The 13,138-nt window shown below is 34.8% G+C and carries 17 protein-coding genes and 1 riboswitch; of the genes, 4 read left to right on the forward strand and 13 right to left on the reverse strand.

The annotated features are described in order from the left end of the window. Nucleotides 1-82: 82 nt before the first annotated feature. From LMF89_RS03710 to LMF89_RS03770, 13 genes are all read right to left on the reverse strand, one after another. The gene (locus tag LMF89_RS03710) at nt 83-1,459 is read right to left on the reverse strand and encodes a VanW family protein (RefSeq protein WP_229533931.1); all 1,377 of its coding nucleotides are present in this window, start codon (nt 1,457-1,459) and stop codon (nt 83-85) included. A 124-nt stretch (nt 1,460-1,583) separates the two neighbouring features. Next, nucleotides 1,584-2,357 (reverse strand): PRC-barrel domain-containing protein, encoded by a 774-nt coding sequence (locus LMF89_RS03715; RefSeq protein ID WP_229533932.1) that lies wholly within the window; start codon nt 2,355-2,357, stop codon nt 1,584-1,586. A gap of 262 nt (nt 2,358-2,619) precedes the next feature. Continuing rightward, a riboswitch (cyclic di-GMP riboswitch) is annotated at nt 2,620-2,708 on the reverse strand. Between the two features lie 98 nt (nt 2,709-2,806). Then, nucleotides 2,807-3,880 (reverse strand): tetratricopeptide repeat protein, encoded by a 1,074-nt coding sequence (locus LMF89_RS03720; RefSeq protein WP_229533933.1) that lies wholly within the window; start codon nt 3,878-3,880, stop codon nt 2,807-2,809. 136 nt (nt 3,881-4,016) lie between these two features. After that, a complete protein-coding gene (locus LMF89_RS03725; RefSeq protein WP_007956494.1) occupies nt 4,017-4,235 on the reverse strand; it encodes a hypothetical protein in 219 nt (72 codons plus the stop codon). Next, nucleotides 4,235-4,816 carry a UbiA prenyltransferase family protein gene (locus LMF89_RS03730; protein ID WP_229533934.1) on the reverse strand — a complete coding sequence of 194 codons (582 nt, stop codon included), beginning with the start codon at nt 4,814-4,816 and terminating at the stop codon, nt 4,235-4,237. The genes LMF89_RS03725 and LMF89_RS03730 overlap by 1 nt, the downstream gene beginning before the upstream one ends. Next, nucleotides 4,797-5,402, reverse strand: coding sequence for a GTPase domain-containing protein (locus LMF89_RS03735; protein ID WP_007956496.1), 606 nt, complete (start codon nt 5,400-5,402; stop codon nt 4,797-4,799). Before LMF89_RS03735 ends, LMF89_RS03730 begins: the two co-directional genes overlap by 20 nt. Next, complete coding sequence (locus LMF89_RS03740; RefSeq protein ID WP_229533935.1) at nt 5,399-5,872, reverse strand: AAA family ATPase; 474 nt, start codon at nt 5,870-5,872, stop codon at nt 5,399-5,401. The genes LMF89_RS03735 and LMF89_RS03740 overlap by 4 nt, the downstream gene beginning before the upstream one ends. A gap of 703 nt (nt 5,873-6,575) precedes the next feature. Beyond that, a complete protein-coding gene (locus LMF89_RS03745; RefSeq protein ID WP_229533936.1) occupies nt 6,576-6,935 on the reverse strand; it encodes an NUDIX domain-containing protein in 360 nt (119 codons plus the stop codon). 652 nt (nt 6,936-7,587) lie between these two features. Next, the gene (locus LMF89_RS03750; RefSeq protein WP_229533937.1) at nt 7,588-7,977 is read right to left on the reverse strand and encodes a hypothetical protein; all 390 of its coding nucleotides are present in this window, start codon (nt 7,975-7,977) and stop codon (nt 7,588-7,590) included. 163 nt (nt 7,978-8,140) lie between these two features. Next, nucleotides 8,141-8,356 (reverse strand): LysM peptidoglycan-binding domain-containing protein, encoded by a 216-nt coding sequence (locus LMF89_RS03755; RefSeq protein WP_007956499.1) that lies wholly within the window; start codon nt 8,354-8,356, stop codon nt 8,141-8,143. A gap of 397 nt (nt 8,357-8,753) precedes the next feature. After that, complete coding sequence (locus LMF89_RS03760; protein ID WP_229533938.1) at nt 8,754-9,080, reverse strand: hypothetical protein; 327 nt, start codon at nt 9,078-9,080, stop codon at nt 8,754-8,756. A gap of 426 nt (nt 9,081-9,506) precedes the next feature. Continuing rightward, the gene (locus LMF89_RS03765) at nt 9,507-9,707 is read right to left on the reverse strand and encodes a P-loop NTPase family protein (protein ID WP_229533939.1); all 201 of its coding nucleotides are present in this window, start codon (nt 9,705-9,707) and stop codon (nt 9,507-9,509) included. Between the two features lie 588 nt (nt 9,708-10,295). After that, on the reverse strand, nt 10,296-10,469 hold the full coding sequence (locus LMF89_RS03770) for a hypothetical protein (RefSeq protein ID WP_200897017.1): 174 nt from the start codon (nt 10,467-10,469) through the stop codon (nt 10,296-10,298). A gap of 351 nt (nt 10,470-10,820) precedes the next feature. Between LMF89_RS03770 and LMF89_RS26135 the strand changes: the two genes are divergently transcribed. From LMF89_RS26135 to LMF89_RS03790, 4 genes are all read left to right on the forward strand, one after another. Further along, entirely contained in the window at nt 10,821-11,006 is a 186-nt protein-coding gene (locus LMF89_RS26135) for an ImmA/IrrE family metallo-endopeptidase (RefSeq protein WP_369412557.1), read from the forward strand. After that, the gene (locus LMF89_RS03780; RefSeq protein ID WP_229533940.1) at nt 10,930-11,130 is read left to right on the forward strand and encodes a hypothetical protein; all 201 of its coding nucleotides are present in this window, start codon (nt 10,930-10,932) and stop codon (nt 11,128-11,130) included. The genes LMF89_RS26135 and LMF89_RS03780 overlap by 77 nt, the downstream gene beginning before the upstream one ends. Nucleotides 11,131-11,150: 20 nt before the next feature. Next, entirely contained in the window at nt 11,151-12,254 is a 1,104-nt protein-coding gene (locus LMF89_RS03785) for an SAP domain-containing protein (RefSeq protein WP_229533941.1), read from the forward strand. A 301-nt stretch (nt 12,255-12,555) separates the two neighbouring features. Further along, nucleotides 12,556-12,954, forward strand: a complete 399-nt coding sequence (locus LMF89_RS03790) for a hypothetical protein (RefSeq protein ID WP_229533942.1) — start codon at nt 12,556-12,558, stop codon at nt 12,952-12,954. The last annotated feature ends 184 nt before the right edge of the window (nt 12,955-13,138 follow it).

Below are 13,138 nucleotides of genomic sequence, written 5' to 3' on the forward strand. Positions count from 1 at the left end.
AGCTCCTTTTGTTGTTATGCACCAAATATAATAAAAAGTAATGCCTTCCGCTTGCTAAACAGAAGGTATTACTTTTTATTCATTACTTGGTTAACTGACTCGATAACATTTTAGTACCAATCCGCACTATTTTATCTTCCGCCTTAAATTCATCATAAGCCAAATGCTCTCGTTTAACTTCTTGTCCATTAGCAAATACAATCCTATAGGTCGTAATCTGAAAGCCTTTTTCTCCTGCGTACTCTACTACTTGGCTTCCTAATTCAAGAGCGGGATCTTGCTTAATAATCGTATTAGGTTCTAACACTTTTTTATTCTTACTGATAATCCGTATATCTGAAAGAGAAGGATTATTTTTTCCAAAAATTTGGACGATAATCTCCCTGTCTAGAATCTCTGTCGTAATATAAATATTAGAATCTGTTGTATTTTTAAATTTAAAATCCAAAAGGTTATCTGCAACAGCAGCATCTTGCCCTAAAGGGACATAGGCTGGCGGGCGAAAATGTGATGTTCGTTCTTCAATACTCATATTCGCTAATAACGCTGCGTTATATAAAGTACTACTTACTTGACATACACCTCCACCCCAATCCAAAACTAGTTTACCATCAACAAGAACAGGAGCTTCCTTGTAACCATTTTCCGATAGACGTTCCCCTACATTTTTATTGAAAGAAAAAACTTCATCTGGACAAACTAAAATGTGATTCACATTCTTAGCAGCAAGGCTAATATTTTTAGAACGATTTTCATTATAAGGATCAAACTCTGTGGTGTATATAGAAAGTAAACTATCAACTTCAGCTAAATCCTTCAATGAAATTTTAGGAGTTATTTCATTAACCGTTAATTCAAGAGTAAAAGGAATACAAGTATGTATAATAGCATTTAAATCAAGCCAGGTTTTTTCTAAATCAACTTTATGACCATTTTTTTCAGGCTGAATATTAACATTCGAATTTTGATATATCAGTGAAGCATCTTCTGGGTTACTATTGATAGAATCTGCAATTCTATTAAGAATTGCTTCTAACTTAACATGATTATAATGTAAAGACAACGGAATCGTATATCCATAATTTACAGCTATAAATTTTTCTTGTAAACGTTTAGCTATATTGCCAAGACGACCTATATTATAAGCTTGCTGCACAAGATCATCTGCATTGATTTCTAGATCAATGTCATTTGCATTAATCGGCCATTTTTGCGTCTTATACGTTAAATAATTTGGTGAATTAGCTATTTGATTTTTGATATTTATAATAATTTCACTTTTTGCTTCATCAATTGATAGTCCCCCCACAGGAATATCGCCTATAAAAACACCTTCATAGATACTATCACTGACATCAAACGCTGTAGTGGTGGCAATGAATCCAGTTAAGCTAAATAATATAATAATGCTAAGAAAAAGCATTATATTTTTAGCACGATGATTTATTGTAATTTTCATAGTTAGTAACTCCATTCCAATTATTCGATTAGCTAGCAAGAGAGCAAATCCCCGCCAATAGCGGGGATTTGTTCGTAACATGATAATAAAAACCACCATAATTGGAGAGATATCGATTTTTATTTTATTGAATATTCATTGTTAATTCTACAAAACTACCCGTTAGTTTTGCTTTTTGCAACACTTCCTCAGTAATTTCACCACCTTCCTCTACGATTAACATACCATTATCAGTTTCAATACGGCGACTAGCTTTTTTACCAAGTAAGTATTTACGATTTTTTTCGTCAAACTTTCTAGCAGAATCATCATTAGCAGCTACCTTTACATCTTCTGGTTCTTTAACTTGAATAACAGGTGGTTTCACTTCAGAAGCTACAGAAGTGCTTACTGGAGGTATTGCAATATTAGTAGTTGTTGATCTTTCTGCTACCGTTTCATGATCATCTGAAACAAAAAGCACGTCTTTACCAAAAGTTAAAATTTGCTTTGCCTCAATGCTCGTAGTTCCACCATTAAGATCCTCTATTTCACAAGATACAATTTTCCCTGAATTATCAACAAAAAACTCCGTTACTTTACCTTGAATTCGACCATTTTTAGTCAGCACTTTAGTCCCAATAATTTTTAGATCAGCCACAATTAGCTTCTCAACTTCCGGTGCATCTGTTAACGTTAATATTGCATCACTATTCTCTATCGTTATTGCGTATTCTCCTAACCCAGTAGCAGCTGCCAAAGGCAAAAATTTAGCCCCCCAATACCATTTGGAATCATCAATTAGTATCGTTACAGATCCATCTGCAGGATTAATAAGAAGACTTTTAACTGTTCCAAGCTCTGTACCCTCAACGATGCTAATAACTGGCAATCCAATAATTTCAACACTTTTTTTCATGAATAGCGCCCCTTAATTATCATTTAATATCCTCTTATCATTCATCGAAGCAGTTAGTCAATTTCTTAACCTTATTTATAGCACTCTTCCCACTTCGCCAAGAGCATTTTACCTCTGTATTCTTACCAATCGTTCTAAATTTCCCGCTATTAGTATCTCTATTGATTGACTATAATTTACTAATCTAGTCGCTAATTTAGAAAAATACATAAAAAATAGCACCTACCTATAATGCACTGTGCTAATTACAATTCTTAATTGAATCGGCAACCTGGCAATCATAGGATATATATATCCCTTAGACCCATAGCTTTGCGTCCCCACCTTTGGATGAGTTTGCTAAATATTCATTTTGTTTAATTCTATATAATATGAAATATAACGTCAACAGAAGTTCATCATTTATTTTTACACATCCCAATTGTGCTATTTAGAAGTATATTGTAGATTTACGTAGAATTTCGCCACTCGCGAAATTCAGAATCAATTTCTTTTAGTACGGTCCCCGGAATATTCTTAAAAGAAATATCCCCTAAGCGATTCTGAAGTAAAATATTCTTTACTATACGTAAATAGGCAATTGTTTTAATGAATTCCAAATCAAACATAGTGTTTTTTTGTACTCCTGGAAGCTTTCTGCCCTCACAAAAAACGTGAATTGCTTCATTATATTGACCACTATTTTTTAATATAGTGCCGATTTCCATTACCAAAAATGGTGCCGCTTCACTATTCGGATATAAAATCAAAGCTTGGCGAAAAACCTTAAGGGCTTGAATGAAATTGCGCTGTTCTTTATATATAAATGCAGAATCAATTAAACCGTCTAAATCCTTTGAAGAAGAGTCAAACACATTAATGGGCACCTGTAATTCATCTTCAACTTGTACCATCTCACTTTTCTCCTCTAACTCCACATTCTGATTTTCATCTTTCAGCTCATAGACCTCTTCTAGCTCTTCATTCTTGTCTATTAGTTTGACAATTTGTTTCTCTGATGTGGAAGCAGGATCTAGCTGGTCTACTATATGTATGTCAGAAACTGCTATATCAACAGATAACACTTCAGTTTCTAAAGCCATTACATTATTAGCATCATCTTCCTTTGGCATCACAGACCTTACAGAAGAGCTAGCTACAATAGGTATTGGTACGGCTGCAGCTATTATGATTTCTGGTTTTTCCCATAACACTCCATATTCTGAAGATTCAGCTTCCTTTATTATATTTTTTGTCTCAGACTCTCCTTTATTTTCTTCAGAATACATTTTAAATTTTTCATTATACTGTGCAATGCTAAATGCAAAGACGACTGTAGTGATTGTTAATATGCCTACAGTTCCTACTACACCAACAAATCCAATAATAATACGTGGCAGAATAATATTGACTAAAAGCGCACAACACACACATAAAATAAGAGGTTTTACATTCAGCTGAATATTTAATAGCTTATTCGTTAACACGTATATAAGATATGCAGAAATGACTATGGATAATGACGTAATTATGATATATTGCATCAAACCCCACCATAAATAAATTATTTGAAAATCAACATTCTAATTGTGAAAATTTTGTAGAATAATGTGATATGTCCTTATATTATATACTCATCTTATAAATTCCTCTTTTTGCTATCAATAATTACTAAGAATTTCAAATACGTCGACCTTGCTGTCCACTTATTTTGGAAATAATACGTTTCTTTCTAGGTTCATGACATAAGATACAATAGCCTTTTTCCAACGATTGTTGTCTTAATAATAAAGGAACGCTTACTAAGCTTTGCTGATTGACAGATAGCATCCCATCGCGTTTACCCCATATGTATCCACTTAACAGCGCAATTACCATGATTATTCCTGTCCATAACATTATAATCTCCCTTTCTGATAATACAATATTGTACTATAGAATACAACGGCGCCCAAAAACACTGCAGGAAATATTTCCTCGTTAATTAGCCAAGAAATTAATAAAGTTAATAGAAATAATAAAAAACACTCAACTCTACCAAGGCGGTGAGCCCAATTACGGTGCCCGATTAACTCATCTCTAGAATCATCTATACAATCGTCTATTAATTGTATTGATATAACAAAAAAAATTGAGAATAAGATCATCTTCCATCCTAAAAGGAAAACACCCACTATAAATATTAGAATTGACTCTTGAAATCCATTGAGCCGGCTCGGAAAATGACTTTTTAGATCATGAAACATACCAATTATGTAACTAGCAAGAAATAGGGAAATACTTATCGGAGTATTTAGGCTTGCTGCCAAAGCCATCGATACCATACCATATAGCATACTGCCTTTTCCTAGCGCGGTTGCGAAATTCTTTTCAGATTTATCCATATCTTGATCTAAATAATCATCAGCTAATTTAATTGCAATGGCAGAAAGTATCACAGAAAACATTATACTGATAAATTCACACATTGCGGGCAACACAGGTCTTCACCTCTTTTAAACCTTGGCTTAGCAATGCTGATATCGGAATAATCGTAGCTTTGGGAAATATAGAAGATAGCTGAGTAAGGTTCTCTTTAGCAAAAGGTATATCTACCTTATTTGCCAATATTGCATATGAATTACGAAATAAACCATAATTATATATCTCGCGATCGATAGTGCTAGGGTTATTTATATATTCTTTAGTGATATAGGATAAATCAATAACATGAAAAATAAAATCTGCACAGCGCATTAAACCAATTGTCTGCGCCATGCCACGACGAATTTTCTCTTCTTGATGTATTTTTTCTCCAATCCCACAAGTATCTGTAAGTTTGAAATTTACTGTTGTTTTTCCAAGAGTAATTTTAAGTATTAATGATTGTAAGGATTTTGTTTTATGCATTGTACTACTACAAAGCTCTTTCTTCGCATCTTCAATAGAAAAATGTCGGCATGTGATTAAATCATCGTATGTACGGAAGGTCACATCTACTGTTTTTATTCCAATATAAGAGGCAAAATTGAGAGTAAACATTGTTTTACCCGAATTTGGCCTGCCAACTACAGTAAGCTCCCTCACTCCTTTACCTCCTTTAAATCAACAGGTTCAATTAATATTAGTTCTTGTCGAGTAATGCTCGTTTTTGACATTAATCTAACAGCTTGATGACGAATTGCTCTTTCAATCAGATTACGAACAGTCCGAGCATTGCCAAAATTGTCATTATTACTACTGTGTTGTAGTAATAGTTTTAATAATAATGTTTTAGTATCTGCCGGTAAGGTATATTGCCGCTTGGCACATAGTTGTTCTGCTATATGTAAAAGCTCTTGTTGGTTATAGTCTGGAAAATCGATATGTATTGGAAAACGAGACCGCAAACCCGGATTGGTCTGTAAGAAAAATTCCATTTCTTTTTGATAGCCGGCTAAAATTAAAATTAGTTCCTCTTTATGATCTTCCATTGATTTTACAAAGACATATATATAAAGACCTGTAAAATAGATACTTTCCTTCATTAATATGTAAATATGTGTATAGCAAACCAACTCCCTAAGCACATGAGCCTAAGGAGTTATTCTCATTTTCGTTCCATGAACCATTTACTGCTGAATTCCTCTGCATCTTCACAGAAACATATCGATCACCGCCATGCTGACCATAACCAGCAGACCATTCCCAATTGGATAATATTAAATAAAGCCGTCCTGCCCGGAGGCAAGACGGCAATGATTCTACATTGAGAGTTCCATAACTTCAAAGCGAATGATCTTTTCAAACAGCAAATATTCTTTTCTGTTTTTGAACTCACCCACATTATATCTCTTATCGAAAACATCAGAAAACTACCCGTACCAACTATACTACACCACTCAATAAATTTACTAATTTCATCATGGGGTAATTGATACTCTCGTTCAGTCGTCTACCAATTACTGATAGACGACTCTTTCTATTTTATTTTCATAAATAAATTTATCCATTATTATCAAATAAATTTACTTACAGGTAATAGCATATGCCAACACCATCAGCTTTAAAAGGTGCATCCTGACATAAAAGGAAGTCAGTTTGGACTTCCCTTTATGTACTGATAAGAATAATGTAACTCAAAATATATCTAATCAAATATTGTTAAAAATTTATCATTTGATTTAGACTTAAAGCACATCTCGATTTGTTTTCTTGTGTTTCTCTCTAAAGATAGTGGAGGTAAATCTACTAACGAAAAGAAACCGCTTTCTTCAGTTTCTATATTTTTTCAAAAATACCATCTATCAACTCACAAAGTACGAATATCTTGTATATTCCATAAGCAGATACGGGTTCATTATGTTTATTTTTGTCTAATACTGCTATTAATCTTTTGGGAACCACATTTAATCCTGCTTCTTCTTTTGCTTCCTTTATTATATTTTCTTTAATAGCTAAATTTAATTCTGCCCAACCACCAGGCATCGACCAACAACCATCGACACTTTCTTTAACTAACAATATCTTATTTTCTTTAAAGATAGCCCCTCTTATGTCTATTTTAGGTGTTTGATATCCTATTTCATTGCAGAATAAGTCCTTTATTTTTTCATTGCTTATCCCAGTATATTCACTCAATATCTCTACTGATAATATTCATCTTTTACCTCTTTTCAATATAATTATTTTTATTAGTAGCACAGACATATAACCTATCTTTAACTAACTTCAGAATAGTCTTATCTTTACATTTAGCTTGTACCAGATGAGTTGTGTCGCGCGTACATGCGTTGTCTTGGTTGTAGGCGCAATCTGTATGACATTTCATTTTTGACACCTCTTATGTCGCATTTGAATAAAATAGATTAATCGGAGAAAATCAATTAAAGATTGGAGGAATAACAAGAAAGTACAAGCTTCTTGTATTAATGTTTCTTACATTTACTAAAGGTATTCTAAAGATATACCAAAGGTAATTTCTAATCGTAAAATTAGCAACAGCCATCTATCTATCTATATTTCATCCGGTGACCGTTTATCTTTACATGATACTCACCTCTTCTGTTTAGCTATCATACAATATATTAATCGACGATAAAGGAGGAGTACTTATGGGTCTAGGTTTTGGAGGCGGTCGCAATGGCTTCGGCGGTTCCGGCTGTATTATTATTATAATTATTATTTTATTATTTTTCTGCTGCGATAACGATTGTTCTTCTAGTTGTTAATTTCTCTAAACTAATCCGCCAAACAGTTTCTTCTTGCAACCACGTTTCCACCAAAACGTGGTTTATTTTTTTTGCATTATTAAAGCGCCCCGTAGGGCGCTGGCAACGATAATATCAACAGCAGTCATGATTACATTGATGACACTTACAGTCATGATGAAAATCATGACTACACCATGGGCACTTATGACAATCTTTGTGACATTTGTTATGACATTTAGGACACTCACATTCATCATGCCAACCACAGTCATGATGAAAGTCATGATCACACCATGGGCACTTATGACAATCTTTGTGACATTTCTTGTGACATTTAGGACACTCGCATTCATCATGGAAGTCATGATCACACTTAGGGCATTTATGCCAATCTTTCTCACACTCATGATGACATTTTGGACATTGGTGATGTATCTCAATGTGGCACTTACAATCGCGATCGGATTCAAAGCTATTCATTTTATCACCTCTTTTTCACATTATTCTATATATAATATGTAAAATTAAGTGAAATGGCTCCAATTATTTGATCAAAAAAACAAATACGTATCATTAGATCTTCCATTTCGAAAAGCTGTCAAGATGATCTATTTCTTACTATAAAACTTCATTTCACATCCACCGATTAATTTCTAAAACTACCCCCTCCCACACATCACTCTCACCAATCACGTCATAATTCAGCTCCCTAATTCCCTCACGAAACTCCGCAACCTGACGCGGATCATCCCCTTGGCAATACTGTTCAGCGATAGACTGCAGTGTGTCACCAGAGTTCACTGTATACTGCATTGCCACTACAGCTAACATCAGAATAAACTGCTTCATTCTCAACGCCATCTCCTCTTAGCTTCTGCTCTTAAATCAGTTACTTCATGAATTCACTCTGATAGCTCTACATTACTAGGCATGCATAATACATTCATGACAGTGAGGAAGAATTCAGATTTAATTAAAAATTAACTACGCTTACTCCTTCCGCGTATATCCTATGCCTTAATTGGCAATAATATGATTGTGCACATTTTCTCTTCCAACAGGTGACCATAACAATGGAGCCTGTACATATTCTCCTGGGTCAAGACCATCAACGGAGCAGGTCTTGTTCTTTTTTTTATCTAACCAATCAATTGACATGAATCTTTGTAATCACGGCCAATATTCTTGATATTTCTTAGATCAGGCACCATGTTTAATTCCCTCGATTTCAGGGTGATAGGACTGTTCACTGGTGTCTCGGCTTACTCCATTCAATATCTGCCAGGCCAGGCACATGCATGGCGACAACTTCCTGCATATCGATAGCCACAAATTCGTCTTCTACGAACTTGGTACAAATGCTTCGTGAAAATCGGTTTGGACGCTTAATTTCTTCCATGAAATATTCAGTCATATGCTCATTATGATATTGCTCCGCCATCTTAACAGCCTTATCGATCTGGCTGCGTACCTCTGGATTAACAGCAGTCTTCTTTTCTTTACGATGCTGGCAATGAGAGCAAGTATTCTTTACATCATCCGTTAACCGACCACAATGCACACATGGTCCCACAATCATCCCTCCCTAGTGGGAAAGTGAAGTTATTATTATATGAACATTCCAATATTTCCCAGAAAATAAAAGTGCGATGATGATCTTATTCAGGCTATATCAAGCCTCTACTTACAACTACATTCAGCCATTGCACCAGTTGGCTTCGACTTATCGACTGGTACAAATCCATCCCATGGCATTCTTGGCAATCTGGCGAGAAAACAGGAGCATAATATCTATGATATTTTTTCTCCCCTCTAATTTAATAGGAATCATTTTATTACCTTCCGCATATGCTGTTCTATCTTGACTTTTACAGGAGGTAAATAATTGATAGATTATGTCACTTTAGATAAGGTGCTGGGCACCTTATCTTTTATTACCCCGTTTCTACTTTATGGTGGAATGCTCTTCGTTTTAGCAGTAAATAAAAGCGTATCTGAGCTATGCCACCAATACTTCCACGGACTCATCCTCCGGCTTAAAGAATATCTTTTGGTCAAAGACTTCCTGAACGGCCTTAACACGACTAATGACAAGCACTACACCAAATCGACTAGCAACCCGCTTCACCGCATCAATAACCATCGGTAAAAACTCATCTGATTGACTCCCAAAGCCCTCATCAATCGTAAGCCAGTCCACCTTTAACCAGCGTGACGAGCCAGCAGTTCAGCTAAAGCAAAGCGAATAGCAAAATCTATACGAAGCTGCTCACCGCTATTATACGTCTTATAGACCTAACCAACCCAATCACCAACGATGATATTTAAGGTCTCTGCCATACCACTCCGGCTCTTCTAACGCCAGCAAGTCTTCTTTTAAGTGCACAGCCTCAGTTTGCAAATTGGTCTGTTGATCTCTGAGTCTGCAGTACCGTAACTTGTTGTTGCACCTGCTCATATTCAGCTACCTTGACCAAAATAGTATCTTTTTGAAGTAAGAGCTTATTAGCCGTATCAAAACGCCCCTGCTGCCGATCACGCCTCCGAATTTACCACCTGTACCCTAACATGGTACAATAAATAGTGAAAATTTTTATCTAACCCTTTAAAGTCACTTGCGCGCCAACGCAAGTGACTTTTTCTTTTCACCCCACTCAGCCTGTCCTATAAGACGGGCTCTTTTTCTACCATAGCAGCAAAGCAATAATAGCTATCCATCTATATGTAACCAGCTTTTTTCGCTCACCATATCACCGCCTGTCCACTTTTTTTACAGCCGGAGCACCGGCTATTTGCTTCCAAATACTTCGTGGTAAACTCTAAGTTGAGCCTTTGCTAAAATCCGATTGTAATTCTTCAGCGCTTCTTGGGTTGGTTGATTTAGCATCCTCCAATGCACTTTTATTTCTTTTAGTTTTTCTGGCGATATTTTAGATCGATTGGTCTTTTGGGTACTTTCCAAAATTTTCGCCTCCTATTCAAATCGTTGCCTGATACAGTTTATGCTGAATATGATTGTCCGCTTTACAATTGTTTTTGTTTTCAATAATTGCTTCACTTGCTTTGGATTGCTTCATTTAGCAGAATTACATCTCTTTTAAGCAATCCACTCCTTTTAATATTCCTTGCTAAAATCTTTTTTTGCTTTAAGAATCTTCCTATACCATCATTTTTTTACAATTTAATACAGGGTTTTTCTTCCTGTTATAGAATAATTTTAGTTAACAACTATAAATCGAAAGGATGTGTTTGTTAATGCAGGATTTCAAATTAGAACGGAATGAGCTTGCAGACTACTAAAAATTGAAATTAGATTAACTTCTCTGCCTTTACATATTCACGGTTTTTATGCGTTCTTCGACGCAAATTTATTGTAATTAATAGTGATCTAGAGCTATATAAGCAACGGCAAACGTATGCTCATGAATCAAGACATGCCCTACTCCACAAAGGCTGGGGCGAACATATCTTCTTCTCCCCTGGTCGCTTTGGAGCGTGAGGTTAATGAGTTTGCTTGGCAGCTATTATTTGATGAGGGGGCTTGTCGTTTCAAATATGACAATGATCTTGGTCGATATGTTAGGGAGGAAGGGATTGTGGAGTTGGTTAGTTATAGGAATTAATAATAAAGGAGATGCGCGACATGGGATTATTTGATTTCGTTAGAAGGGCTTTTACATCAACTAAAGATCTAGAAAATAATAAACCCTCGGGCAAAATATTGAATAAAAGGCAAAGAAGAGACATCATTGAATTATCAGATAAAGAAATCGAGAAATTTAAAAAAGAAGCATATGAAAAAGCTATGAAACGCTCAGATGAGTTTTCTAAAATACATAGCAATAAAACTAAAGCCATAAATATAAACAACATTAGCAATTCAAAAAAGGACTACTCACCTCTTACTCCTTACGAAATACTTTTTTTAGATTATATAAATAGTAAAAGTATTAGAGATCCGAACATCGCGGGATATTGGACTCATGAATACAATTTAGATTATCAAGCTGTAATTGAAAAACTATTTAATAATGGATATTTACAAGAATCTGATTATAAATTTAATATGACTAAATGTAAGCTCCCGGAATTAAAGTGCTATTTAAAGGATAAGGGATTAAATGTCACAGGAAAAAAGGAAGCTTTGATCACCCGGATAATAAATGAATCTCCTGAAGAAGATTCTGCTGCATACTTTAATAATTCTCTTTTTGAGTGTACCGATAAGGCAATTGAGATATTAGCAGACAATCAGCATATTATGTATTCTCACAGACATCGAAATGATATAGGTATATCCGTTAGGAATGCCGATAATTTTAAAAAAGAGAATCCCCTATTAAATCATTATCAGCTATTTTTAGAAATGCTCACTAAAAGACTACATGAATACGAGCAATCGAAAAGCTGGGGTCTCTATAGAAATAACATCCTTGGCATGTCTATCGTCTACGGTGATATGAAAGATCATGCAAAAGAATTAGAATTATTGCTGGAAGTTTGTTATAGAGATTTAAGTGGCCTTATGGATTCTGGTTCTGTTTCTGAAAAAATGAGCTTTTTAGCCCCTGGGGTTGTAGCTCGTGTAGTTGCTATCAAGAAAGAGTCAGCTCTCAGTGAACAGTCACTTTGGGATCTATTTATAGACACCATCTCTAAAATCAATTTGGAAAATAGTTTATATACTGCTGAGCATAGCTACAACTTATTGATGAAGGAAATCCGTAAATTAGGGTGTGAGATGTAAAAAAGTAACTCAAAACAATATTTCTTTGCCTCATTGAATGCGATGCTAGTTTGTGAGGAATTTTTTGAGTTTGGTTCAGTTATAGACTTCGGAAAGAAAAAGGGTGAAAAAGTAGACTATGCAGTATTGAAGAATAATAAATTTATTATGTTTATCGAAGCTAAGCCTGTCGGTAGTAGGCTTGATAATCACAATGTTAAAATTATGCCGCTATTTTAACTCTACTCTGAATTAAAATTGGCTATTATAACAGATGGTGTTAAATATAATTTTTTTTTTGGATGTGAAACAACTAAACATAATGGATACTACTCCATTCTTTCAAATTGATTTTTCTTCAATCACAAAAGCAGATATACAAACACTATCACACTTTAGAAAAAAACTTATTGAAAACAATGTTATTACTAAACTAGCAGAGGACTTATCCTCTGTAATTTCAATACAAGAAGTGTTGAGAAATTTATTCAATGACCCTTCTGACGAGTTTATCAGACTGATTATCAAGCAAACTGGTAAAATACGATTAACAAATGGAGCCATTGAAAGATACCGTCCATTGGTAAAGGAATCCCTACTATCAACATTATCTGAAATTTTTAATGAGGTTAGTAAAGAAGCATTGCAGCCTACTACAGCAAAGACTATAAAAATGTCCCTAAGCCAACCCACTCTATTGAACCATTGTCCTGCCAAGTAGTTCCAGAACAACATGTAGTAATAACGAAAGAGCAATTAAGGCAAGAAATGTATGACATCGAGCAGCGTGTCTTTGCTCGTATTGAAAAGATTTTACAGGATAATAAACATGACATATCAATGCTTAGTTTTAAATTGTTACCTGATGAGCTTGTTTTGAATTTTAACAACTATGATTTTTTAAG

Source organism: Pelosinus baikalensis (genome assembly GCF_020819555.1).
Taxonomy (GTDB): domain Bacteria; phylum Bacillota; class Negativicutes; order DSM-13327; family DSM-13327; genus Pelosinus; species Pelosinus baikalensis.